Source organism: Pseudohalioglobus sediminis, from assembly GCF_008370495.1.
In the GTDB taxonomy this organism is placed as follows: domain Bacteria; phylum Pseudomonadota; class Gammaproteobacteria; order Pseudomonadales; family Halieaceae; genus Halioglobus.
Map to the genome: position 1 here is coordinate 64160 of NZ_VTUX01000006.1, position 23150 is coordinate 87309.

General features: G+C 58.4%; 32 protein-coding genes. 10 read left to right on the top strand and 22 right to left on the bottom strand.

Translation table 11 applies throughout. The features are described 5' to 3' along the window. The first annotated feature begins 1 nt into the window (after position 1). The 9 genes from lnt to F0M18_RS12985 all read left to right on the top strand — a co-directional run bounded on the left by lnt (position 2) and on the right by F0M18_RS12985 (position 11515). Entirely contained in the window at positions 2-1525 is a 1524-nt protein-coding gene (gene lnt, locus F0M18_RS12945) for an apolipoprotein N-acyltransferase (RefSeq protein ID WP_149611876.1), read from the top strand. 126 nt (positions 1526-1651) lie between these two features. Next, positions 1652-4111, top strand: a complete 2460-nt coding sequence (leuS, locus tag F0M18_RS12950) for a leucine--tRNA ligase (RefSeq protein ID WP_149611877.1) — start codon at positions 1652-1654, stop codon at positions 4109-4111. A gap of 19 nt (positions 4112-4130) precedes the next feature. Then, positions 4131-4649: an LPS-assembly lipoprotein LptE gene (locus tag F0M18_RS12955; RefSeq protein WP_149611878.1), complete on the top strand. Its 519-nt coding sequence runs from the start codon at positions 4131-4133 to the stop codon at positions 4647-4649. Further along, positions 4649-5677, top strand: coding sequence for a DNA polymerase III subunit delta (gene holA / locus F0M18_RS12960; RefSeq protein ID WP_149611879.1), 1029 nt, complete (start codon positions 4649-4651; stop codon positions 5675-5677). The genes F0M18_RS12955 and holA overlap by 1 nt, the downstream gene beginning before the upstream one ends. A gap of 176 nt (positions 5678-5853) precedes the next feature. Beyond that, the gene (gene imuA, locus F0M18_RS12965; protein ID WP_149611880.1) at positions 5854-6579 is read left to right on the top strand and encodes a translesion DNA synthesis-associated protein ImuA; all 726 of its coding nucleotides are present in this window, start codon (positions 5854-5856) and stop codon (positions 6577-6579) included. Between the two features lie 355 nt (positions 6580-6934). Further along, a complete protein-coding gene (locus tag F0M18_RS19970) occupies positions 6935-9094 on the top strand; it encodes an ExeA family protein (RefSeq protein ID WP_188109710.1) in 2160 nt (719 codons plus the stop codon). A gap of 137 nt (positions 9095-9231) precedes the next feature. Then, positions 9232-9669: an OsmC family protein gene (locus F0M18_RS12975; protein WP_149611881.1), complete on the top strand. Its 438-nt coding sequence runs from the start codon at positions 9232-9234 to the stop codon at positions 9667-9669. A 32-nt stretch (positions 9670-9701) separates the two neighbouring features. Beyond that, entirely contained in the window at positions 9702-9914 is a 213-nt protein-coding gene (locus F0M18_RS12980; RefSeq protein WP_149611882.1) for a DUF2788 domain-containing protein, read from the top strand. A 176-nt stretch (positions 9915-10090) separates the two neighbouring features. Further along, a complete protein-coding gene (locus tag F0M18_RS12985; protein WP_149611883.1) occupies positions 10091-11515 on the top strand; it encodes a Y-family DNA polymerase in 1425 nt (474 codons plus the stop codon). 10 nt (positions 11516-11525) lie between these two features. On the opposite strand, the gene F0M18_RS12990 is transcribed toward F0M18_RS12985, so the two are convergent. From F0M18_RS12990 to F0M18_RS13040, 11 genes are all read right to left on the bottom strand, one after another. Further along, positions 11526-11864 carry a zinc ribbon domain-containing protein YjdM gene (locus tag F0M18_RS12990; RefSeq protein WP_149611884.1) on the bottom strand — a complete coding sequence of 113 codons (339 nt, stop codon included), beginning with the start codon at positions 11862-11864 and terminating at the stop codon, positions 11526-11528. Then, complete coding sequence (locus F0M18_RS12995; RefSeq protein ID WP_188109711.1) at positions 11861-12037, bottom strand: PCP reductase family protein; 177 nt, start codon at positions 12035-12037, stop codon at positions 11861-11863. Before F0M18_RS12995 ends, F0M18_RS12990 begins: the two co-directional genes overlap by 4 nt. Before the next feature lie 2 nt (positions 12038-12039). Further along, positions 12040-12462, bottom strand: a complete 423-nt coding sequence (locus F0M18_RS13000; protein ID WP_149611886.1) for a GNAT family acetyltransferase — start codon at positions 12460-12462, stop codon at positions 12040-12042. A gap of 54 nt (positions 12463-12516) precedes the next feature. Then, entirely contained in the window at positions 12517-12828 is a 312-nt protein-coding gene (locus F0M18_RS13005) for a putative signal transducing protein (RefSeq protein WP_149611887.1), read from the bottom strand. 71 nt (positions 12829-12899) lie between these two features. Further along, a complete protein-coding gene (locus F0M18_RS13010; RefSeq protein ID WP_149611888.1) occupies positions 12900-13148 on the bottom strand; it encodes a hypothetical protein in 249 nt (82 codons plus the stop codon). 149 nt (positions 13149-13297) lie between these two features. Beyond that, on the bottom strand, positions 13298-13561 hold the full coding sequence (locus F0M18_RS13015) for a DUF202 domain-containing protein (protein ID WP_149611889.1): 264 nt from the start codon (positions 13559-13561) through the stop codon (positions 13298-13300). A 17-nt stretch (positions 13562-13578) separates the two neighbouring features. Continuing rightward, on the bottom strand, positions 13579-13683 hold the full coding sequence (locus F0M18_RS20190) for a DUF1272 domain-containing protein (protein ID WP_149611890.1): 105 nt from the start codon (positions 13681-13683) through the stop codon (positions 13579-13581). Next, positions 13664-14077, bottom strand: coding sequence for a hypothetical protein (locus F0M18_RS13025; protein ID WP_223177983.1), 414 nt, complete (start codon positions 14075-14077; stop codon positions 13664-13666). Before F0M18_RS13025 ends, F0M18_RS20190 begins: the two co-directional genes overlap by 20 nt. 188 nt (positions 14078-14265) lie before the next feature. Next, on the bottom strand, positions 14266-14475 hold the full coding sequence (locus F0M18_RS13030; protein WP_075998946.1) for a cold-shock protein: 210 nt from the start codon (positions 14473-14475) through the stop codon (positions 14266-14268). Positions 14476-14678: 203 nt separating this feature from the next. Continuing rightward, a complete protein-coding gene (locus F0M18_RS13035) occupies positions 14679-15209 on the bottom strand; it encodes a lipocalin family protein (RefSeq protein WP_316838685.1) in 531 nt (176 codons plus the stop codon). Between the two features lie 64 nt (positions 15210-15273). Continuing rightward, positions 15274-15693: a GFA family protein gene (locus F0M18_RS13040; protein WP_449421225.1), complete on the bottom strand. Its 420-nt coding sequence runs from the start codon at positions 15691-15693 to the stop codon at positions 15274-15276. A gap of 210 nt (positions 15694-15903) precedes the next feature. Here F0M18_RS13040 and F0M18_RS13045 point away from each other — a divergent pair, with 210 nt between their 5' ends. After that, complete coding sequence (locus F0M18_RS13045; protein ID WP_149611892.1) at positions 15904-16557, top strand: class I SAM-dependent methyltransferase; 654 nt, start codon at positions 15904-15906, stop codon at positions 16555-16557. Between the two features lie 63 nt (positions 16558-16620). On the opposite strand, the gene F0M18_RS13050 is transcribed toward F0M18_RS13045, so the two are convergent. From F0M18_RS13050 to F0M18_RS13100, 11 genes are all read right to left on the bottom strand, one after another. Beyond that, positions 16621-17289: a haloacid dehalogenase type II gene (locus F0M18_RS13050; protein WP_149611893.1), complete on the bottom strand. Its 669-nt coding sequence runs from the start codon at positions 17287-17289 to the stop codon at positions 16621-16623. 4 nt (positions 17290-17293) lie between these two features. Then, entirely contained in the window at positions 17294-17671 is a 378-nt protein-coding gene (locus tag F0M18_RS13055; RefSeq protein WP_149611894.1) for a VOC family protein, read from the bottom strand. Between the two features lie 120 nt (positions 17672-17791). Further along, positions 17792-18286 (bottom strand): lactoylglutathione lyase family protein, encoded by a 495-nt coding sequence (locus F0M18_RS13060; protein ID WP_149611895.1) that lies wholly within the window; start codon positions 18284-18286, stop codon positions 17792-17794. A 73-nt stretch (positions 18287-18359) separates the two neighbouring features. Beyond that, entirely contained in the window at positions 18360-18839 is a 480-nt protein-coding gene (locus tag F0M18_RS13065; RefSeq protein WP_262500954.1) for a P-loop NTPase family protein, read from the bottom strand. 84 nt (positions 18840-18923) lie between these two features. Next, entirely contained in the window at positions 18924-19445 is a 522-nt protein-coding gene (locus F0M18_RS13070; RefSeq protein WP_149611897.1) for a GNAT family N-acetyltransferase, read from the bottom strand. Positions 19446-19568: 123 nt separating this feature from the next. Beyond that, a complete protein-coding gene (locus tag F0M18_RS13075) occupies positions 19569-19814 on the bottom strand; it encodes a DUF2164 domain-containing protein (protein ID WP_149611898.1) in 246 nt (81 codons plus the stop codon). 83 nt (positions 19815-19897) lie between these two features. Then, the gene (locus F0M18_RS13080) at positions 19898-20257 is read right to left on the bottom strand and encodes a hypothetical protein (protein WP_149611899.1); all 360 of its coding nucleotides are present in this window, start codon (positions 20255-20257) and stop codon (positions 19898-19900) included. A 91-nt stretch (positions 20258-20348) separates the two neighbouring features. Further along, positions 20349-20816: a hypothetical protein gene (locus F0M18_RS13085; RefSeq protein ID WP_149611900.1), complete on the bottom strand. Its 468-nt coding sequence runs from the start codon at positions 20814-20816 to the stop codon at positions 20349-20351. Between the two features lie 157 nt (positions 20817-20973). Then, positions 20974-21462 carry a GNAT family N-acetyltransferase gene (locus tag F0M18_RS13090; RefSeq protein ID WP_149611901.1) on the bottom strand — a complete coding sequence of 163 codons (489 nt, stop codon included), beginning with the start codon at positions 21460-21462 and terminating at the stop codon, positions 20974-20976. A 494-nt stretch (positions 21463-21956) separates the two neighbouring features. Next, positions 21957-22556, bottom strand: coding sequence for a YdeI/OmpD-associated family protein (locus F0M18_RS13095; protein WP_149611902.1), 600 nt, complete (start codon positions 22554-22556; stop codon positions 21957-21959). A gap of 94 nt (positions 22557-22650) precedes the next feature. Next, positions 22651-23061, bottom strand: coding sequence for a GNAT family N-acetyltransferase (locus tag F0M18_RS13100; protein ID WP_149611903.1), 411 nt, complete (start codon positions 23059-23061; stop codon positions 22651-22653). Between the last annotated feature and the right edge of the window lie 89 nt (positions 23062-23150).

A 23150-nucleotide genomic window follows, 5' to 3' on the forward strand; every position in this document is an offset into this window, starting at 1 on the left:
GATGAACAGCAGCCAGCAGGAATCCGGGCTGACGCCCTTGCAGGTACTGCTGCTGGCCCCCTTCAGCGGCAGCCTGGTGACACTGTCCCTGGCACCCTTCGACCTGTGGCCGCTGGGCATCCTGAGCTGCGCACTGCTGGCCTGGCTGCTGAGCACCTGCCAGGCCAGGGCGGCGTTCTGGCGCGGCTGGCTGTACGGTCTGGGCATGTTCGGCAGCGGTGTTTCCTGGGTATACGTCAGTATCCATGTGCACGGCTATGCACCGGTGCCCCTCGCCGCCCTGCTGACCCTGTTGTTCTGCGCCGGCCTGGCGCTATTTCCCGCCTTGTTCGCCTGGTGTTACGTGCGCCTCGTGCGCGCACTGCCGGGGGGCATGCTGGCAGGCTTTCCGGTGTTGTGGGTGCTGGCTGAATGGCTGCGCAGCTGGGTCCTGACCGGGTTTCCATGGCTGCTGCTGGGCTACGCCCACATCGACACGTGGATTGCCGGGTGGGCCCCGGTTGTGGGGGTCTTTGGCCTGTCTTTCATCTGCGCCCTGAGCGGGAGCTGCCTGTTCCTGGCCTGGCGCAGCCGCCGTGCCGTTGCCATCGCCACCTATGCTGTTATCGCCGGGCTGCTGTGGGCCGGCGGCGGCATCCTGAAACCGATCCAGTGGGTAGCGCCCGCCAGCGAAACCCCGCTCAGCGTCGCCATCTACCAGCCCAATATCCCGCAGGTGAACAAGTGGGACCGGCGCTATTACCACCCTATCCTGCAGCAAATGGAACGGGCCAGTGAGCCGCTGATGGGTGCCGATATCCTGCTGTGGCCGGAAGCAGCCATACCCAATTACTACCAGAACGCTCGCGACTTCATTGACCCGATCGCCGAACGCGCCCGCTTACTCGAAACCACGCTGATTACCGGCATCCCCTTCCGGCCGGAAGGGGAGCAGCACTATCACAACAGCATCATCGCCCTGGGCCAGGGTGAGGGTGTCTATCACAAACAGCGCCTGGTGCCGTTTGGCGAATATGTACCGCTGGAACAGTTCCTGCGCGGGCTTATTGCGTTCTTCGACCTGCCCATGTCCGCGTTTACGCCCGGGCCCGGGGAGCAGCCACCCCTGCGCGCCGGTGCCTTTCGTATCGCCCCGTTCATCTGCTATGAAATCGTCTATCCCGACCTGGTAGCCCGTGGTGCGCGTGATGCAGACCTGCTGGTGACCATCAGCAATGACAGCTGGTTCGGCGATTCGATAGGCCCCCTGCAGCACCTGCAGATGGCACAGATGCGCGCCCTGGAGAATGGCCGCTATTTGATCCGCGGCACCAACAACGGGGTGTCAGCCATCATCAACTACCGCGGCGAGATAGTCGCAGACAGCGAGCGGTTCGTCGAAACCAGCCTGCGCGGGGACGCCGAAACCATGCTCGGCAATACCCCCTTTACCAGCTTTGGCTCCCTGCCCGTCATCAGCGGTAGCGTACTCGGCCTCGTGCTGATGTACCTACTCTACCTCGGTTTCTGGCGCGACAACGACTGAGCCCGGGGCCACCGGCCGCAGCCGTACAACAGGTCATATTGACCGGCTTACCTTTAGCGACCCCGCGCGTTTACTGGTAGAATCCGCGCTTCTTTTCCCACCCGCACAGGACATAACCGAGCGCCGATGGACCCGCAATACAACCCCAAGACCCTGGAGCAACAGGCCCAGGCCCACTGGCTGGCGAACAACAGCTTCTCCGTACAGCAGGATGACAACCGGGAGAAGTTCTACTGCCTGGCGATGTTCCCCTACCCCAGCGGGAAGTTACATATGGGGCACGTTCGCAACTACACCATTGCCGATGTGATTGCCCGCTACCAGCGCATGCAGGGTAAGAACGTACTGCAACCCATGGGGTGGGATGCTTTTGGCTTGCCGGCGGAAAACGCGGCGATCAAGAACAACGTGCCGCCCGCCAGCTGGACGGCGCAGAATATCGAATACATGCGCGAGCAATTGCGCCAGCTGGGTTTTGCCTACGACTGGGACCGCGAGATTGCCACCTGTGACCCCGCTTACTATCGCTGGGAACAGTGGTTCTTCACCCGGCTCTTTGACAAGGGCCTGGCCTACAAGAAAAAGGCCGAGGTCAACTGGTGCGAGACGGACCAGACCGTATTGGCCAACGAGCAGGTCGTGGATGGCTGCTGCTGGCGCTGTGACAACCCCGTGGAGCGCCGCGAAATCGACCAGTGGTTCATCAAGATCACTGACTATGCAGATCAGTTGCTCAACGACCTCGATGGCCTCGACCAGTGGCCGGAGCAGGTGCGCACCATGCAGCGCAACTGGATAGGGCGTTCTGAAGGGGTGGAACTGGATTTTGACTGCGACGGCCAGCCCCTGCGCGTCTATACCACGCGCCCGGACACCCTGATGGGAGCCACTTACCTGGCGCTCGCACCACAGCACCCGCTGGCCCAGGCCGCGGCGCAGAACAACGCCGAGCTGGCGGCTTTTATCGAGGCGCAAAGCCATATCAAAGTCGCCGAGGCGGACATGGCGACGATGGAAAAGCTGGGCATGGACACCGGCCTGACCGCAACACACCCGCTTACCGGCGAGCACGTGCCGGTCTGGGTGGCGAACTTCGTACTCATGGGGTACGGCTCCGGCGCGGTGATGTCGGTGCCGGCCCACGACGAGCGCGATCACGCCTTTGCCACCAAGTACGGCCTGCCCATCGTCCAGGTAGTGGATAAAACCGGTGACGATTACACCTACAGTAACCATACCTGGCAGGATTGGTATGCAGACAAAACCGATACTGTAACCGTTAATTCAGGCGAATTTGACGGTCTCGACTTCCAGGGTGCCTTCGACGCCATTGCCGACCGGCTGGAGAGCAAGGGTAAAGGCGAACGCACCACTAACTATCGCCTGCGCGACTGGGGGGTTTCCCGCCAGCGCTACTGGGGCGCGCCAATTCCGATCATTAACTGCGCGGCCTGTGGCGCGGTGCCGGTACCCGCCGATGATCTCCCGGTGATACTGCCGACGGAGGTGGCGTTCGAGGGCGTGGGCTCGCCGATCAAGAAAATGCCCGAGTTCTACCAGACCACATGCCCTGCCTGCGGTGGCTACGCCGAGCGGGAAACCGATACCTTCGATACTTTCATGGAGTCTTCCTGGTACTACGCCCGCTATGGCTGCGCCAGCAATAACCAGGCCATGCTGGACGGCGAGGCGGACTACTGGACACCGGTGGACCAGTATGTGGGAGGCATAGAACATGCCATCCTGCACCTGCTCTACTCACGCTTCTACCATAAATTGCTGCGCGACGAAGGCCTGGTCAGTTCGGACGAACCGTTCAAGCGCCTGCTCACCCAGGGCATGGTGCTGAAAGACGGCGCCAAGATGTCGAAGTCCAAGGGCAACACGGTAGACCCGCAGGCGCTGATCGACCGCTACGGCGCCGACACCGTGCGCCTGTTTTCAATGTTCGCGGCACCCCCGGAACAGTCACTGGAATGGTCTGACTCCGGTGTGGAAGGCGCCAACCGCTTCCTCAAACGCCTGTGGAAGCTGGTCAGCGGCCACCTCGCAGCGGGGCCGGCACCGGAACTGGATACAGCCTCGCTCAGCGAGCAGCAACAGCAGGCGCGCCGCAAGACCCATGAAACCATTGCCAAGGTCAGTGATGACTACGGCCGGCGCCAGACTTTCAATACTGCCATTGCCGCGATCATGGAGCTGTGTAACGAACTGGGCAAGCTCGACGACAGCGACCAGAGCAGGGCCGTGATGGCCGAGGCCCTGCGCAGCGTGGTGTTGATGCTCAACCCCATTGTGCCCCATGCCTGCCACGCACTGTGGCCCGCACTCGGTGGCGAGGGCGACGTATTGAATGCCGACTGGCCCGAGGTAGATGAAGCCGCACTGGTACGCGACAGCATCGACATGGTGGTACAGGTCAACGGCAAGGTGCGCGCCCGCATGCAGGTACCCGCCGACGCCGGCAAGGAAAGCATCGAGGCAGCGGCGCTGGAACAGGATAACGTGCAGCGCTTCCTGGAGGGCGTCACCGTGCGCAAGGTGATTGTAGTGCCCGGCAAATTGGTTAATATTGTTGCCAACTGAGCTAAGCGGAAGACATAAGATGATTTGGCGCCATGCGCAAACCACGTTAGTGCTGGGTGCAGCACTTATTCTCTCCGCCTGTGGATTCCATCTGCGCGGCACCGGTGATGTCTCGGTTTCCGACGAGTGGCGCACCATGCATATGGTTAGCAACAACCCCAATAGCGAATTCAGCCGTGAGATCAAAACCCGGTTTGCCGCCAACGGCGTCGAGTGGCAGGAAGACAAGTCGCAGGCTAATTACCAGCTGGTGCTGGGCCCGGAGCGCTTCAGCCAGCGCAATCTCTCGCTCAACGCCGAGGCGCGAGCCGCCGAGTTCGAGCTCACCATGCGCTCCACGTTTTCTGTACGCGACCAGAATGGCAGGGAAATCATGCCTGACACCACCGGTTCCGTGGTCAAGCAAATGGAAAACGACCCCCGCAATGTGGTTGGCAAGGCCGAAGAGATTCGTATCCTGAAATCAGAGATGCGCGGCGAGCTGGCGCAACAGATCCTGCGCCGCATCGCCTTCTTTGCCGCCAGCCAGGACAGCTGATGCGCATCTATCCGGAGAAACTCGCCGGACAGCTCAATAAACAGGTGTTACCGGTTTACCTGGTCAGCGGGGATGAACCCCTGCTGGTACAGGAATGCTGCGACCTGGTGCGCCAGGCCGCGCGCAAGGCCGGCTGTACTGATCGCGAACTGCTGGACACCAGTACTCCCGGCTTCAAATGGGATGACATACTCGCCAGCGCGTCCAGTATGTCGCTGTTCGCCGAGCGCAAACTGGTCGAACTGCGCATACCCAATGGCAAACCCGGCGCCGAGGGCAGCAAGGCACTGCTGGAATACCTGGCCATCGCTGGCAGCGGCGAAGACATCCTGCTGCTGGTTGCAGGCAAAATCGATAAACAATCCACCAACAGCAAGTGGTACAAGGCGCTTGATGCCGTTGGCGGCACGGTGCAGGTCTGGCCGGTAGACGCCAGCGAACTGCCCCGCTGGCTGCAGCAGCGTGTCAGTGCAGCTGGCATGAGCATCGATAACGAGGCCCTGCAACTGCTCTGTGACCGGGTTGAAGGTAACTTGCTGGCAGCAGTGCAGGAGGTGGAGAAACTCAAATTGCTGGCCAGCGATGGGCAGATCAACGCGGCAACAGTCACCGCCGCCGTGTCCAACAATGCCCGCTACAACCTGTTCGACATGACTGACAAGGCGCTGTTGGGCAACGCGACCGCGGCCCTGAAAATGCTGCACGGCCTGCGCGGCGAAGGCAGCGAACCCACCGTGGTGTTGTGGGCGTTGCTGCGCGAGATCCGCACCCTGCAGCAGGCCAGGTCAGCCATGGATAGTGGGCAGAGCCCGCAACAGGCCCTGGCATCGCTGCGGGTCTGGAAAAATCGCATGAGCCTGATGCAGGGCGCCCTCTCCCGGCATTCGGGCAACTCACTGGCAGCGCTGCTGGAACAGGCCACCCGGGTCGATGGCAGCATCAAGGGCTACGCCAGCGGCAAACCCTGGGACAACCTTGAAGTACTGCTGCTGGCGCTGGCGGGCGCCCCCGGCCAGCGCCCGGCCTAGCACCACCTCAGCTCCCGCAGCGTCAGTACGCCGCCAGACCTGTCGCCTTTCCATACACACCTGAATTGTGCCAATTAGTACCCCTTCCCGGAGCCTTGCAATCCGCCTCACACAATAATACTGTATATACAAACAGTGTATAGACATACAGTTATAGAGACGAAGAGGTGTAGATTATGAACGAGGCACTGCAAGCCGTGATCAATCGCTCCGATACCTGGCAGGGGCATCTCGGACACCACCGCCCCTGTTCCAACAGCGAACATCACTGGCGGGAAGACATTCTGCCTACCGGTTACAAGTCGCTGAATGCCCAGTTACAGCATGGTGGCTGGCCCTTGGGCAACTGCGTGGAAATGCTAAGCGATGGCAGCGGCCTGGGCTCGATGGGCCTGTTCCTCCCCGCCATGGAAAAACTCAGCGAAGAAGGGCGCTGGCAGGTATTTATTGCCCCCCCTTTCACGCCCTACGCGCCGCTGCTCAAGGCCAGGGGCATAGACACCGGGCAAATACTGCTGGTGCACCCGAAAAACCGCGAAGATTTGCTCTGGGCCACGGAGCAGGCACTGCGCAGCACAACGTCCAGTGCCGTATTCAGCTGGCTCGGGGCGCATCGTTACAGCTACAGTGAACTGCGCAAACTACAGCTGGCTGCTGCCGACAGCGATGGCCTGAGTGTATTGTTCCGCCCGCTTGAAGCTGGCCGTAACCACGCCCCGGCAAGCCTGCGCCTGGCAATGCACGAGTACCGCAAGGTGCATATCCTGAAGCAGCGCGGCGGCAATCAACACCTGGATGTGGCACTGCCGCCATCGGAAGACGTGCCCAACCAGCCCCAGTTGTGGGAAGTGCCCGCCTGGCAGGAAAGCCCTCGGGAACAATCGGTCTTCTCCTTCGCCTGAGAGGTAGTCACCCTGCCCTGCACCGGGGTCGCAGCTGCCGTGCACTGGCGACCGGGTGCCGGGTTCCACCCGCCCTGCCTGCGCCAGCGTCGCTATTGACCACTGTTTACAAACAATTTTATGCTGCTGCCTGTGGTGTCGTCACTGGCGCCACCAGCGCTGAAAAATGATTCCCCGGACACCGTGACGAATTTGTGACCGAGATCACGCAAGCCCGGCATGGCCCTGGGAGCTTGTCGCGCGATACAATATAAAATCAATTACTGATACCTCCCTGCCAGGCTGCCTGGCAGTTGCCCCAGACGGGGCAGGCAGGTACATCCCCAGGCTGCGGAGCGTCCAGGCAATTCCCACAATGAACGACAAGCTTTACGGCCTCAGCCACAACCCTTTCTCAGCGGACGCCACTCCAGGTCGGGCGTTTTCGCACCCTGCGCATCGGCAAGCCCTCAGCAGCCTGGAATACGAGCTCATGAACGGCACCGCCATGGTGGTTATTGCCGGGGAAAAAGGTGCCGGCAAGCGCACTTTGATCGCCGACATGTTGTTGCGCTATCCGCTTAGCGATCTCGAAACCGTGCAACTTTCCGCTACCGAGTTCGAAAAAGCGGATTGGCCGGTGCGGCTAGCCAAGGCATTTTCCGTTACCACCGATGCCAATGACGAAGCGACTGTTCTCAGCGCCTTGCGCGCACATTTCGATGAAAAACAGGCCCAGGGGAAAAAACTGTTGCTGCATGTCTACCATGCAGACAGCCTCAGCCTGGAATGCCTGGAGCAACTGAAATCGCTCATGCAGGGTGATGCCGGCACCCGCAGGCTGCGCGTTTTCCTGACCGGCAAGCCCGCTATTGTGCAACTGATCAATGCCTTCACTGATGAACACCCGCTCGGTGATGCAGTGTCTCACCTCAGGCTGGGACCCATTGACTCAGCACAGCAAACCGGCAACTACATCGTGCACCGCTTGCGACAGGCTGGCTGGCAGGGAACCCCGGGCATCAGCGCCGAGGCCGTCGCCGCGCTGCACGAGCGCAGCGGTGGCATTCCCGGGCAGATCAACCTGCTATGTCAGCAGGCACTTGAAAATGCAGCGGCCAGTGGCAAGGCATCCCTGACCCCCGATGATCTTGGCCCGGTGCCCACGCAGGCTGACAAACAGCCCCCGCGTGACGCTGCCGCGGGTTTGGCCAGGCCTCCGCTGAGCGCCGCTCCCCCGCGGGCACCGAGTCCGGATCCAGAGCCGCAACCGGAACCGGAACCGGAACCGGAACCGACAAACGACGCACTGCCCGAAGGAAACGAGACCTTTTTCGCCCGCGCCGAGCAGGCCGATCACATCTACACCGACCGCCGGCCCACCCCCAGGCGGCGCTCTGCCGCCGGCCCCCTGCTATTTCTGTTGCTGGTGCTCGGCGCCGCGTGCGCTGCGGTCTACTGGGACCTCAACCATGATCGCAGGCTGCTGGAAATCGAACCCGTCGCACATATCCTGCAATCCCTGGGGCTGGCATCACTACCCGGCCGCAGCGACGCGCCTGTGCCGGCGGTAACGACCCCTGATCACACTGCCTCAACTGCCACTCAACAGTTCGATGACATGGAGCAGGAGGCAGAGGCCGCCACCCAGGCCCCGTATAGCCCGCCCGATGCGTATGAGCAGGCGCCCCGCACAGGGACAGGTGACGCCACACCAGAACCAGTGGCAACATTCACCGACCCGCTTGCAACGCCAGCCGCGGCTGCGGACAGTGCCGAAGAGCCCGCCGCGGATACGCCCCTCTACGGCGAAGAGAGCAGCGCAAGCGCAACGAGCACATATGATGGCGCTGACCCGCAGGCCGACGCCATTGCGGCGCCTGTTACAGAGCCGCTGGCAGAGCCAGTGCAGGAGGACGTAACAGCAACCGTCGAGGGCGAGGCAGTAACAGCTGCCCCGGCGGAGCCTCCGGCACCGGCAACACTGGCGGGCGCGGATGACAGTGCCGACATGGCGAGCGCTACAGCTGATAACGCTGAGCCAGCCGCGCCGACGCTGGCAATGCTGGTGCCGGCCAACGGCCCTGACAGCTTTTATATTGACTCCGGGCTGGTCACCCGGGGTGACAGGATGATTATCAATCGAGCACTGGCTGAAGCCCTGGAACCCTATGCCGCGGGGCTGGCATGGCGCAGTGACGGCCTGCTGGAGATTGAGCCCCGGGGGTTGGCTGGTGGTTATGCGCCGGTAGCACTCGGGGAGGCGATCGATGGCATCGCCTTTACGGTTCGCAACTTCAGCGGCCTCGGCCTGCTGGTCAGCGCGCCGAGAGCCGGCGACACCGGTATTCTGGCGGGCCAGCCTACTGCCTCGACCCTGGTTGAACTGGCTGAATCCCGGTTGCGCGACAACGACTTCAGCCGGGAGGTGGTTTCCCTGGTGGACGACAGTGTCGACGCCATCAACAGTGCCCGCACGCCCCGGGATGACCGCCTGCGCATACTTGTCGTGCCCTATCAACAGGACAGCAGATAAGCCCTTGCCGGCAGCGGGCAAAGCAAACGCTGCCGCATATCCGGCTGGCCCGGCACCCTGAGATGCATCAATAGTGGTACCGGGGGATTCTGCTAGACTTGGGCCCTTGTTTTATCAACGCACCCGGGAGCAGCATCATGCAGGAATTCCCCCACCATTACCTGGTGAGCGCCGAGGCCGAGGATTCCGGCACGGTAGTACTGAAAAGCGACACCATGCCGCAGCTGGTATCGGCCCCGCCGGCTGAATTTGGCGGGCCGGGTGACCAGTGGTCCCCGGAGCACCTGCTGGTAGCCGCCGTCGTCGACTGCTTTGTGCTCTCCTTTCGCGCCATTGCCCGCGCCTCGAAACTGGAATGGACCTCGCTTGAAGCCAGCGCCGAAGGCACCCTGGACAGGGTTGACCGCGTCACCCAGTTCACGGCCTTCTCAATGAAGGCCACACTGGCGATACCGGCCCAGACAGATACCGACAAGGCGCAGCGACTGCTGGAAAAGGCCGAGAGTACCTGCCTTATCACCAACTCCATGAAAGCACCCTGCCATCTCGAAGTTGATATAATCGCGGCCCCTTGAACTGGGGCCGATGCAAGGCCCGGGAGCGCGAAGTGGATGAATGGTTAACCGAGTACGGCGTCACCCTGGGCGTCGGTGCACTGATTCTGTTCATGATTTTTATTGTCTGGGACCTGGCCCGACGCAGCAACGCGGGCAAGTTCGGCACCCTGATTCTCTATATCGGCCTGGCCATGGGTATTTTTGGCTTCGTCATTAAATTCCTTATTACCTACCTGCTGGAAAATGCCGCCGGCGTCGGCTGACGCAGGCAGCCAGCCCCCCTTTCCGTTCCGACCCGCTCGCCAGGGCGACACATCAATCCGACGCTACTGGACATTTGCCGGTACCGCACCAATACTGTATATATGCACAGTATTAGTGAAATTAAACTGGGGCAACTGCCCCCGGTGCCGGCGCCCACCTGGCCGGGAGAAGCCACATGAGCCTGTGGCTGTGCCTGCGTTTTCACCAGCTCCCGCTGCAATGCCTGAGCCGCTCAGAGGAACTGGCCGTGGCAGTGCTGGTAAAACAGCGGGTATTTCGAGCCAACGACTGCGCCGCCAGCGTGGGCATACGCGAGGGCATGAGTGCTGCGACGGTGCGCGCGCTGCTCGCCGACGAACCGGCACAATTGCTTGAGCGGGATACCGGGGCCGAGGGGCAATGCCTACAACAGTTATGCTGCTGGGCTTACAGCATCACCCCCTCCCTGCACACGTACCGCGATGACTGCCTGCAACTGGAAGTAGGCAGCTGCCTGGCCCTGTTTCGGGGGCTGCCCCGGCTGCTGGCCGCAGTCCACCACGGTATACACAGTCGCGGTTTCCGGGCGGAGATGGGGCTGGCCGAGACCACTGGCGCGGCATGGCTGCTTTCATTCAGCGGGGCTGACCAGGCCAGTACTTACCAGCAGGCATTACCGCAACGCCTGGCCCCGCTGCCACTGAGCCTGCTGACAGACTACAAAAGCACCGTAGACTCATTACGGCGCGCGGGGTTACACACATTCGGCAAGCTTTTTGCCCTTCCACCCACGGCCCTGGCCAGGCGCTGTGGTGCGGAGTTTGCCCGCTTCCTGCAACAGGTGCAGGGGCTATGCGAAGAGCGGCACGCAGATTACCAGCCACCACCCAGTTTTCGCGACCAGTACTGGTTTGGTTACGAAGTGCGTGCCAACGACGAATTATTACCGGCAATGCAGCTATTGCTGCAATCCCTTTGCCAGTTTCTGCGCAATACACAGTTACAAACCACTGAAATCAACTGGCAGCTGATTGGCATTGACCATTCCCTGCTTGAGATTTGTGTGCGCAGCACCACGGGACAGAGCAACTGGCAAGAATGGTATCAGCTGACCCGCATTCGCCTGGAACAGCTGCAACTGGCAACCGGCATAGAAGGCATCAACCTGTGTTGCCAGCAACTCGACAGCGGCCGGGTAGAGAATATCGACCTGTTCAACCCGCGCACGCAACAGGAACCGCTGTCAGCCCTGCTCGACAGGCTGCGTAACCGGCTCGGCCTGCAGGCGGTGCAACATATCGGCAGCCGCAACGAACATTTGCCGGAAATGGCCCTGCACCTGTGCCAGGAACACGCTGCGGATGCCCCCGGGCAAATCCCGGCCCAGCAGCGCCCGTTCTGGTTACTGCCCTGCCCCCAGGCACTTGCGGAGAGACAGGGCCGCCTGCATTGGCAGGGCAGCCTGGAGCTGGTTTACGGGCCGGAGCGCATTGAAGACAACTGGTGGCAACAGCCGGTAAGCAGGGACTATTACATCGCCAGGGGGGAGCGCGGACAACACTACTGGGTTTTTCGCGACCGCCTGCAAGCAGGCTGGTACGTGCACGGTATTTTTGCGTGAGCTACGGATCTCAGGCCTTTTTCACAAATTGCGACTTCAGCTTCATGGCGCCGATACCCTCTATGCGGCAATCAATATCGTGATCGCCCTCTACCAGGCGAATATTTTTCACCTTGGTACCCACCTTGACCACCGCCGAGGAGCCCTTCACCTTGAGATCCTTGATTACGGTAACGCTGTCGCCATCTGCCAGGGGATTGCCATTGGCATCAGTGATGGACTCGCCGGCATCCGCCGCTTCAGCATCAGCCTGGCGCCATTCGTGTCCGCACTCCGGGCAGACATACTGGCCACGGTCCTCGTAGGCATAGGGGGACTTGCACTCAGGACACGGAGGCAGTTGACTCATTGCGGCATTTCCTTTTGTTTAACTTGCTGCACAAGCTGCAAGGTCACCCGGTCAAGGCCCTGCTGCCGTGCCGCCACTTCCACGCGTTTGCGTGCCAGTTTGCGGATAAAAAACGGGGCCCGCTTCAGCTGCTCGGCCGCGTCTGCATCCCATGTAATGGGTGGTTTCGCCACAGTCATTCCCGATCTGCAATCAGGCGCTTACCCATGCTGATCACCGGGTCTTCAGCATAGCCAAGGCTTGCGTAAAATTCGATGACCTCACGGTTGCCGGCCCTGATCTGTAAATTGAGTTTGGGGCAGCCCTGCTCCAGCAACAGGGCCTCGAGCTGGCGCATCAGCATCGCTGCATAGCCCCGCTTGCGGTAAGCGCTGCCGACGGCAAGATAGTTCACCCAGCCACGATGACCATCATAGCCCCCCATGGCCGATGCCATCACCACCTCGTCTTGCTCGCCTACCAGGAACAGCTCGCCGCCATTGTTAAGCTTCCTGGCAATATCCCTGTGGGGATCGTTGTGCGGCACCAGTAGCCCACATTCTCGCCACAATTCGATAACGGCCGGCTCATCAGGCGCCTGGAACTGGCGAATATGCATGCTACGTGCTCACTCCCTCGACGGACCGACCGAAGCCTGCCAGTGCATACCCGGTTATGTGCCCGGGCGATCAGTACTGCAGCACCAGCAGAAATCAAACGCCACGTCGTTCTCTTCACCACAGTTGCTGCAGCGCCATGGCGGCGTGCCTTTCTCGCTCAGGGCATGGCGCAGGGCCTCGCAGGCGGTGTCGTAGTCCTCGTCGTTGACGACCCACAACTCCGGCCACGCCTCGAAGGCAGGCAACTCACCCAGCGCACTGGCGGCATGTTCATTGCGCAAGGTCACATCTATACCCTTGGCCGCCAGTATATTACGGGCGTTTCCCACCAGAAAACGGTTTTCACTGGTATACACCAACTTCACACACGCACCCCTGTCCCAGGCGTCAAGCTACCGGGCCAGACTAGCGAATTAAGCTGCCGGTGGACAGAACCTCAGCGCAATTCGTGCCGGTGGTAGTGGCAACCCTCATCGCGGAATCGCTTCTCGTGCTGGCGACGTGCGCGCTTCCAGTTGTCCATTTTCGCGCCGCTGCCACCCTGGCGGCGCAGCGCGTCATAGCGTTCGATCTGGTCTTTCAGCTTCTGGCACTGGGCCAGGGCCTTGTCCGGCGCTGCCACGCCGGCTGATGCGGATACCGACAGTACAACGGCGCAGGCCACGCCCAGAACACTAGATCTCATCTTCACACCTCCCTGTGTAGAACCGAGTTTAGTGCGTACATGAAAAAAAGCGCCGTCATATTCAGCCGCGGAGAAAAATGATGGTGGCTACCCGGGTCGGGCTACAAGCTTTCTCCCGGGCTGCTCGCGGAGGCCGGCGTGTAGCCGATTCACTCGCCGGGGGCGGGCTTGACCCTGGCCGCCAGGGCCCTGTGTACCTTGCGAAAACGCAGGATTCCCACCAGCATTACCATCGCACCTGCCGCGGCGAGCACCCAGGCCACGGCCACGTAGGCGTGTACCGTCGAGAAGAACTGCAGCAGCACCACCGCAGCAGCAATGAGGGAGAGCGATGTGCGCACATAAGCCAGAAAAGTGCGCTCGTTGGCAAGCCGGGTTCTCTCCAGGGCAAGCGTATCGCGTAGTGTTTCCATTCTTGGCGGTCCTGTTGTCAGTATGGGGTTCTGGCTTGCACCGGGGCACCCGGGCTCGCAGCTTCCGAGGCCGGAGGCAAATCCCTGTCACAAAGTTCGCAGTTAGGTTTTAGTTGCAGCATGGTGGGTGTACCTGAATATCAAGACGGGCAGCAGGAGCACCCAAATGAGGAAGACTGGCCACACTCTACCAGCAAGAATGTTGTAGTCTGCCAGCAGTCGCTCCCAGCTGTGGCCGGCCACGTAGTGACCAAATCCAAACTCGAAAACCAGGGTCAACAGCAGCCAGAAAACGCCGATTGCCCAGGCCTGGCCAGCGGAACGAGGCGGTCGGCGGCGACACAGCAAAAACGCGACCACGCCGGTGAACAGGATTCCCGTTACCGTGGACAACTGGTGTGCGACCAGTTCCGGCAGCCCGGTGCCGTAGGTGCTCTCACGCAGGATGCCATTGCCGATAGCCGCCACGGCCAGGGCCAGCCAGATCAGCAAATACCTCAGCGACCATGCCTTCACACGACGCCTCCTGGCCCGGGCCGCAGCTTGCATTGAGCGCAACTTCCCCTGAATGGGGGGCGCGCGCCGCCGGGCGCTGCGGCGGGGGATAAAATGCGGTTGACTGGAAGGCGCCTGCTCATGCCTTTCAGCATAGCAAAAAAAAGGGCGAGCCCATGGGCTCGCCCTTATCGTTCAGCTTGCGGCAATCAGACTGCTACAATGTTCTCCGCCTGGGGGCCTTTCTGACCCTGGGTCACGGTGAATTCTACTGCCTGGCCTTCGGCCAGTGTCTTGAAGCCTGAACCGGAGATGGCGCTGAAGTGTGCGAACACATCGGGGCCAGACTCTTGCTCAATAAAACCGAAACCTTTGGATTCGTTGAACCACTTTACGGTTCCTTTAACTGTGTTAGACATAATCATATCCTGAGTAAATAATTTAAGGTTGGCCTTCAGAAGGCCGGAAGTGCTTGGAAATTTAGACTGAAACTTAAGATCTGCAGGACGAAGTATTACGAGTAAAACAGCGAAATGTAGGACGTAAAGAGTAGACTTTCTTTCTAGCTGGAGTCACCTTACAGCGCCGCAGACACAATGTCGAGCAGTAATTTCACCCGCCATCAGGGCTGCGGCCTGTCATGGGCGACAAAGATCAGCTCGTCCGTGGCGAAGCCGGCCTGCCTGGCCTGCTCGAGGAAACGCTCGACAACTGCCTGGTCTGGCTCCGGCTGCCTCGACAGCAGCCACAGGTAAGAATGGTCAGGACCGGAGACAAAAGCGTACTGGTAATCCTCCTGGTCCAGTCCAAAGATCACGTAGGAGGCGTAAAACGGGCCAAAAAAAGACACCTTGAGATGGCCGATACTTTCATCACCTACCAGGTAGGCCTTGCCGGTCGCTTCACTCCACTCACCGCGCTCGGCGACAAAGCCACGGTTCACCACGGTCAGTCCGCCATCCTCACGCAGTGAGTAACGCGCCGTGACATTGCTCATACCGCGCTCAAAACGGTGATCCAGGCGCGCTATCTCGTACCAGGTACCCAGGTATTTTTTTGCTTCAAAACCGGAAACCGGCTCGAGCTGCTCCGGCATTCCCAGGCAGCCAGCCAGTAACAACGAAGCCAGCAGCAACACTATCCTGCTCTTCAAACCCTGCCTCCAATCGAAAATTGTTTACGGCCTATCGCCTCATAAAAACCTGGCAAGCGGCACATCAGAACCAGTAGTCGATGACACACTTTCCATCCTGCGCGAGATCCTGAAAACCCTCGAGGCCATCGAAGTGACGCATCGGCACCTGCGCGACACTCTCCGGCTCTGCCAGGCGCAGGTTGACCGCGATACGCCGGCGCCCCTCGTCATCTGCGTGCAGTGATCGCCAATGCGAAACACAAGCGCAGTCAGGGCAGAAATGGAACCCGATCGCCTCGCCACGGACATAGACCTTGTCCGGACCGGAAACATGGATGTTCTCGTTTTCATACCCGTAAGCCCACAGTACGCCATAGCGTCGGCATACGGTGCAATTACAGGCCGTGGCCGACTCGGGCGTACCTGTTAGCGACCACTGCAACGCGCCGCAGTGACACGCCCCCTGCACCACCTTTTCATCCGCCATGTCTTCACCTCCCATTTCCGCCACTACTGCCAGACTCCTTGAGCGCGGCCCCTGCTCAGCTGGCGAATAAGCTTTTACCTGAAAACCACGCCAAAGCCACCTGAGCCCCGCAGGCCGGAAAGAGTTGCCTTACCTGGCTGATACTATACCCTGAGTAGACACTTTCGTTTTGTCATTTATCTATCCGGGATAGCTGGCTCAGCGCTCATGCATTGAGGCAGCCTCATGACAGAACTTCGCCTGCGCTACCAGACTGTAGAGTTTGGAGACATCGACATCCACCTGTGCACATTGCGCAACAACCAGGAATTTCACGACCCCGAACGTGCTGCTGAAAAACTGGGGATCTCCTCGGCAACCTGGCCCATATTTGGCGTCATCTGGCCCTCCAGCCTGGTGCTGGCCCACTTTCTCGCCGACTACAACATCGGCTCCAAGCGAATACTCGAAGTGGGCTGCGGCATGGCGCTGTCCAGCTTGCTGCTTAACAAGCTCAGCGCAGACATCACCGCCACCGATTATCACCCTGAGGCGAAGGCCTTCCTGCAGCGCAATACCCTGCTCAACGGCGACAAAGCCATTGCCTTCGAACAGGTGGACTGGGCCGGAGACGAAGACAACCTGGGCCGCTTCGACCTGATAGTAGGCAGCGACCTGTTATACGAAGACGACCATGCCCTGTTGCTGGCTCGCTTTATCGAGGAACACGCAAAGCCTCGCTGTGAGGTTGTCATCGTCGATCCAGGCCGGGGAAGAAAGAACAAGCTGAGCACACTGTTAACGGCGTCCGGGTTTCATGCCGCGCAACAGAAACCCGCTCATACCGACTACCTCGACGCGGAGTTCAAAGGCCACATCCTCACATTTTCACGCCCCTAGCGTGTATTGGGCGCCGGCTTTCGGCCACCTTCTATCACCCCGGAGATGGATCAACAGTGCCCTTCAACCCAGCTCCCGATCCAGTTCGCCCAGGTTAGCCACTGTTATGGTCGGATCGATACCCCAGGGATCAAACACTGCAGCCTCGGTTCGTTTCACCCACGCGGCGTGCATGCCGGCAGACACAGCACCGATCACATCAAAGGGGTTACTGGATATCAGCCAGGCGCTACTGCCCTGCGCTGCGGACTCCCGAAGGAAGTGGCTGTAAACAGCAGGGTTGGGCTTGAACGACTTGAGATCGTCAACACTGACCACACCGTGGAAATAGTCTCTCAAGCCAGCGGCAACCAGCACCGTATGCACAGCATCAGCCGTGCCGTTTGAAAACGCATACAGGCGATGGCCATTCCCCTTGAGCGTCTCCAGTGCGCCCGCAGCATCCTCGAACGCGGGAAGGGATGCATAGCAGCGGAGCAAACCACTTTTTTGCTCGCCTGTCAGGTCGACGACGAGAAAGGCGCAGGCATAGTCCAGCGCATCGCGCGTACAGATGGAAAACGGTTGGTAGTTCTGCATCAGACCCCGGCGGAACGCGTATTCCAGCTGCTTATCTCGCCACACCTGCGAGAACTGCTCCGCCTTGTCGCCCACCAGTTTGCGCAGCTCAGACACCACGCCGTGTGTGTCGATCAAGGTGCCGTATACATCAAAAGCAAGAGTTAATGCCATGAGCTCACCCTCCCCGCCTCTGGCTGGGCTCCCACAGTTCAATCGGGTTACCTTCCGGGTCGTGCAACCTGGCGAAGCGGCCAATGGACAGGTCTTCGTCAACCATAGACACCTCAATACCGGCCTCGCGAAGCTGGGCAACCATCCTGGTTAAATCCCGAACACGGAAATTTATCATCCAGCTCTGGGTCTCGCGCCCGAAGTAATCCGTGTTCTGCTCAAAGGGGGCAAACACCGTCGGGCCCGCTTCCTGCACCCACGGGCGCTGCGCCTCACTGGATGGCACCGGATCAATTCCCAGATGCGCCAGGTACCACTCTGAAAGTGCTTGCGGGTTGGCGGCCCGAAAAAACACACCGCCGATACCTGTTACTTTTTCCATAGGATACTCAACCTGTTTATTTACAAGATCGACGCTGCATACCTCCGCGCCCGGAAAGAAGGCCGGCAGCGGCAACTGAACTGCCGCCGCTATTGCCCAAGCTGACGCGGGTTTGCCCGCTCAATACGCTCCCTGGGAATAGGTGAGCTCGTAGCTATGCGAATACACCTCGAAAATCAGGCCGAACGGGTCTTCCACGTAACACATGCGGTAGGGTTTCTCGCCGGGGTAGTATTCGCGTATGGGCATTCTCTGCTTGCCGCCGTGCGCCACAATTTTTTCCACCAGGTCCTCGATATCCGGGTCCTGCACACAGAAATGAAACGTACTGGTCTTCCAGTATTCGAAACCATCGGGACTTTCATTGTTCTTGAATTCGAACATCTCCACTCCGATTTTGTCGCCGGTGGACATATGTGCGATCTTGAAAGACCCCCAGCCCGTCCCAAACACGTCTATGCACATCTGGCCGATTGGGGTGTCTGACTCCTCGGTGATCACCGTGGGCTCCATAATGTGATACCAGCCCATCACATCGCTGTAAAACTTTGCTGCTTTCTCCACGTCCGGCACGGAAATGCCGATATGGGAGAAATTTCTCGGATAGGTGCTCATGGATAGTGCTCCTTTGCAATGTTAGTGCAACCGGTCACTGTCGCCATCAAATGACCACTTGGACCCGGTTGCCTCAGGTAAGCTCGTCGTTCCGCGTAATCATGCGCCTCTTGCCATAGCAGCGCTCATACAATGCCTCGTGGGCAGGATAGGAACAGGTATCGGTGCGCTCCGGGTATTCGGCTATCCAGTTGAGCAGCATACTCAGGTTCCTGTCCTGTGCCGCCCTGGAGGAATACTTGTGCGGCTCCCAGGGGCGACGTCTGGCGTTCTCGATACACACGTCTACCGGAAGGTTCATAAAGATCGCCTCACTTGAGTACGGCCGGGCAACATCAAGCAGATCAGCATAGCAGCCCTCAATCACCCAGGCCTGATTGGCATCGATAAAAGCTTCGATCTCCGCTGCGGACTCCGGCAGCGGTTTCCTTTCCGGCGGCACTGCCGGCAGCCAGGCCAGTGTATCGAGGTCGAGATGGGACAAGCCTTCTGTGCTGCAAAGTTTCTTTGCCAGGGTTGATTTACCGGAGGCAGAATTGCCGAATATCAGCACCCTTTTCAATCTACGTTCCCCGCAAATACGCGCCTGCGGTTACATCCAGGCCGGGTATCGTGCAGACAAAACAGTGGGATCCCACTATTCACGATCCAGATCCCACACAAAAAACTGGGTCATTTCACCGTCGTCATCGCGCGTCAGTTCTCCCGCATGCATCCCGGCCTTTAACAGCACTCTGTGAGATGCCTCGTTCTCCGGCGCCGTGGTGGCAATAATGCGCCGCATGCCATGGACCTGCGCACCATATGCGATGGCGGCGCGCGCCACCTCGGTTGCCAGCCCCTGCCCCCAGAAAGCCCGCAAGTATGCGTATTTCAGCTCGGTCTGTTGCTGGCCACCGGGGTGAACCAGGCCGCAGAAGCCGATAACACCCGGCTTATCCCGCAACTCAACAGCAAACATGCCATAGCCGCGCGCTTCATAGTTGCCTTGCGTGACTTGAAGCCAGTTTTCCGCCGCTTCGCGAGATATGGGCGTTCCATCACCAACCCAGCGCATGGCCTCGGCATCGCCATAGACGCTCAGCAACGACGCCAGGTCTGAACGGCGCCACCTGCGCACCACTGTGCGCCCGGTTTCGAAGACAATCTCAGCAGACATCTATCACCTCCCGTGGCGCCTGAAATCGGTCTCAGGAAGAATAGCAGCTCGAATAAGTTCCGCAGTGAGAAACACCCTGCCCGGTATGGATGGTGGACGTAGGCGACAGGCAAGGTGATATCGTTAATCTGTAGGCTTCTCCAGCTCCTGCACCAGGTAGCCGATCTCTTCTGACTTTTCCATGAACAGTGCATGGGCATCAGCCAGGCCCCGGTTATAAAAATACGGGCCCAGTTCCCTGGCCAGGAACTCGATTAAAAACTCGGCCTCGAAACCGCCCAGCTCCCGATCCAACTCATCGCTGAAGTAGCTCTGCAGTTTACTGACCAGACTGGCTGTCGCGTCTTTGGATAGCGTTATTTCGCTCATTTACGTGGTCTCGATAGCAAAAAACTTCAGGGATTGGAGGCGACATTCCGGTTGCCGGGGCGCTCGCCTCGCAATAGCACAAATCAACGCCGAAACCCGGCATGAAGAGGAACCACTGTGGCGCCAAGCGTCGAGAGCACGGCGGAGGCCTGCGCAGAGACCGACCCGAAAACCAGAAACTGCGTAACCGGCGCCAGCTCGAGGATGGGGCCCAGCCTGGGGCCAACACTGTCGAGATGCGACAACATCGCCTCAGAACCCGGGTAGCTCTCGGTGATGTAGCATGTGCCTGTGGCTTCATTCAGAAACCACTCGTATTCAAGGGTCGAAGGTTCCTCCGACTCTATCGCATCAACCAGCTCTCTCGATAAACGCTTGAATAACGCCAGGCTACCCTGGCCCACATTCAACGTAACCACCATCTTGATAAGATCAGTACTCATTTCATTCACCGGTATCAGTAGCGAGTTGGTACGCTGGCACAACGTGCCCAGAAGCCCCGGTTGAGCTGCAAGCGAATAGCCTCACGTCTTGTTAGCTCTCAACATGCTTCAACAACAGCCAGATTCTCTTTCGAACATTAGTCACCCTGACACCCCAGCGATACTTCGGGCTATTACCTACATGGGGGTAGCGTATCTTGATTTCGTTGAGCTTCTCGTAGATTGAAACAACCAGGGCTTCGGTTTCCTTGCCACCCCAGGCTTCCAGGTCAGTTCCTGCGAGAGATGGGTATTTCGATATTTTCGATTTCTTGAGCTTGTTGAAATTAAAACCTGCCTTGGCCAGGCGCCTGTACTCAACCACGGATAGCTTATCGACAACATCACCCAGCGGGACGCCATCCGACGCCACCATGTCGAGGTAGGACAGGTTATCTTTCAGTTCTCCAACCAGCGCCCGCGAATCGCCCTTTGACTTATTCCACCAGGAGGTAATCGACTTCATGGCCGAGCCGCCCGTGGCCAACGCTTTGAGTGCTGTGGGTATGGTGATATCCATGATTCTTCTTCTCAGCGATTAACGCTTTTAACGAGCAAGCCGGCTACGACGTACCGACATCCAACGCCCTGGCTGGCTGACTTGTTGATCATATCAGTACCCCATGATCTTCGATGCGATATAGGGAGCCACTGCCGCAAGGTGCTTGAATGTTTTTTCAGGCCTCGGCACATTGCAACGAGACCTGCTTTGTAGCGTTCGCGACCCACTGAGTACCAGCCTCTTTAAATCCGAACTTACCGTGAAAGGCGCGAGAGGCCGGATTTAGTGGTTTGATGTTGTACTCGCACGTTATGGTCCCGATGTTGTTCGAACGCGCAAAAGCAAACAAATCCGCGTACAAGCTGCTACCGACACCCCGGCCCGAAAACTCTGCAGCGACAACTATTCTGTCAATATACAGAAAACTCTGAAACCGGCGACTGAACCAGTCATAGTTCTCATTTTCGTACGGCACGCCGGCCGGGATAGCAAGCAAGAAAGCCACTACCTCACCTTCGATTTCTGCAACCCTGTTATAGCTGGAATACTTGTCGAGCAGTCGAAGTCTTTGCAAAGACATTGGGCTGGTTTGCTGTTCTTCAACAGTATTCAGCTTCACGATACGACTAAAATCAGCATCAGTGGTATCGCGGATAAGCGTCATTAAAATACCTGGCGCCGTACCAAGCTGCGACTGGGAAAACTGCAAGCCTCTGTGACGAACAGAGTGGCGAACGACGTGAACATCTGGTTATGGTTCTGACGTAAGCATTTCAAAGACTGCAGAGGCCCCGCCTTCCAGGAAAGTGGTCACGACAAAAGGCACAATAGCTCCGATCATTAAACCCCAGAATAGTGAGAATACCAGTGAGTTCTCTTTTCTTGATTGTGTTGGCCAGATAGATTCCATGTGCATTGCGACAATGATCATTACGAGAGCCGACAGCGCGAGAACATAACCGATCACTGCGGAGGCCTGTGATCCGACCATGACCAGGACAGTAAGGGCTAACGCTCCAAGCAAAGAGCGAACCTGGGGCATTGCAGGGCCCTGGCCTCTAAACATATTGGTATTTACACCACACTAAGGAACCATAGGGCTCGGAGCTCGAGCGTCTCGGGCGTGCAGCCGGAACAATGACCCAACGACTGCGCTTGTTATGTCTTCTTCTTGAACCCAAATCCGGGCGCCTCTTCTTGAGAAAGCATATCCATGAATTTATCAAATCTTCGCTGTCTTGTTTCGGGCCTCTTTGCCGTTTCAAGCCCATAGGCTATTGCATAACGGCTCGACTTGTTCAGAGTCTCATAGAATTGGCTAATTTGAGAGTTTTCTTGGACGGCTGCAACAAAATCTTTGGGGACTTGCATTTGACTCGACGACGCGTAGGCATTTTCCCAGCGCCCATCCGCTTTCGCCGCCTCGACATGAGCAAGGCCGGATTCTTGCATCCGCTTCTCGCCAATCAATCTTTCCACATGCTCGGTATTTCTCTTTGACCATGCGCTGCCTGGTTTTCGCGGCGTAATTCTCTGCAGATATGCTTCATCCCCCAGAGACTTCTTCACACCATCAATCCAGCCCCAGCATAGGGTCTCGAGCACAACATCATTCCAGCTCACACTCTTGACCCCGGATCCTTTCTTGAAAATTTTCACCCACAGTTCGCTTTTCTTCGCATGATTCTTTCTAAGCCACTGAGCCAGATCCCCGGGAGATTCGAAGGCCGCTATCGTTTCTCTATTTGGATCAGGCATGATTTCTGTCTCTAAAGATCAAACACTACGCACCAGCCTCTTGCGTTTGCACATAAGTGACTGAAGGAAACGTGTTAGAGTATTGTTGGGTTCGCTAATCAAACAGTTTCACCATTGTTGCAAAGCTAAAACCCGGAGGATAGTCATGTAAAACCGCATGCGTTTCATATCCGAATTTCCTATAAAACGCTTCCGCTTGAAACGTTTCAAGTTTCGCCCTCTTACAGCCGATTGACCTGCCATAGGCTTCTGCCTTTTCCAGCAGTAGCTTTCCATATGCAGTGTTCCGATAGGGCTCCATCAAGACGATTGAATCTATAACCAACCAGTCCCAACTTTTGAAAGCGACAATTCCACCGGCTTTTTCTTCATTAATTTGGAGTAAAAATACAAAAGGCTGGAAGCCTTCATTGGGAGCCAGGCGGTCATTTGATGTGCCTAACTGTTTCTCTATCCATTCTACGTGTTGATCAACTGCGTCGCCTTTGAAAAACTCAATTTTCATGCTTGCATTTAACTCCGATGAGCACAGGAGGCATCAAACATCGGCTTGGTTAAGTCGATGACTTTAGTGTTTTTTGAAAGATCACTGTC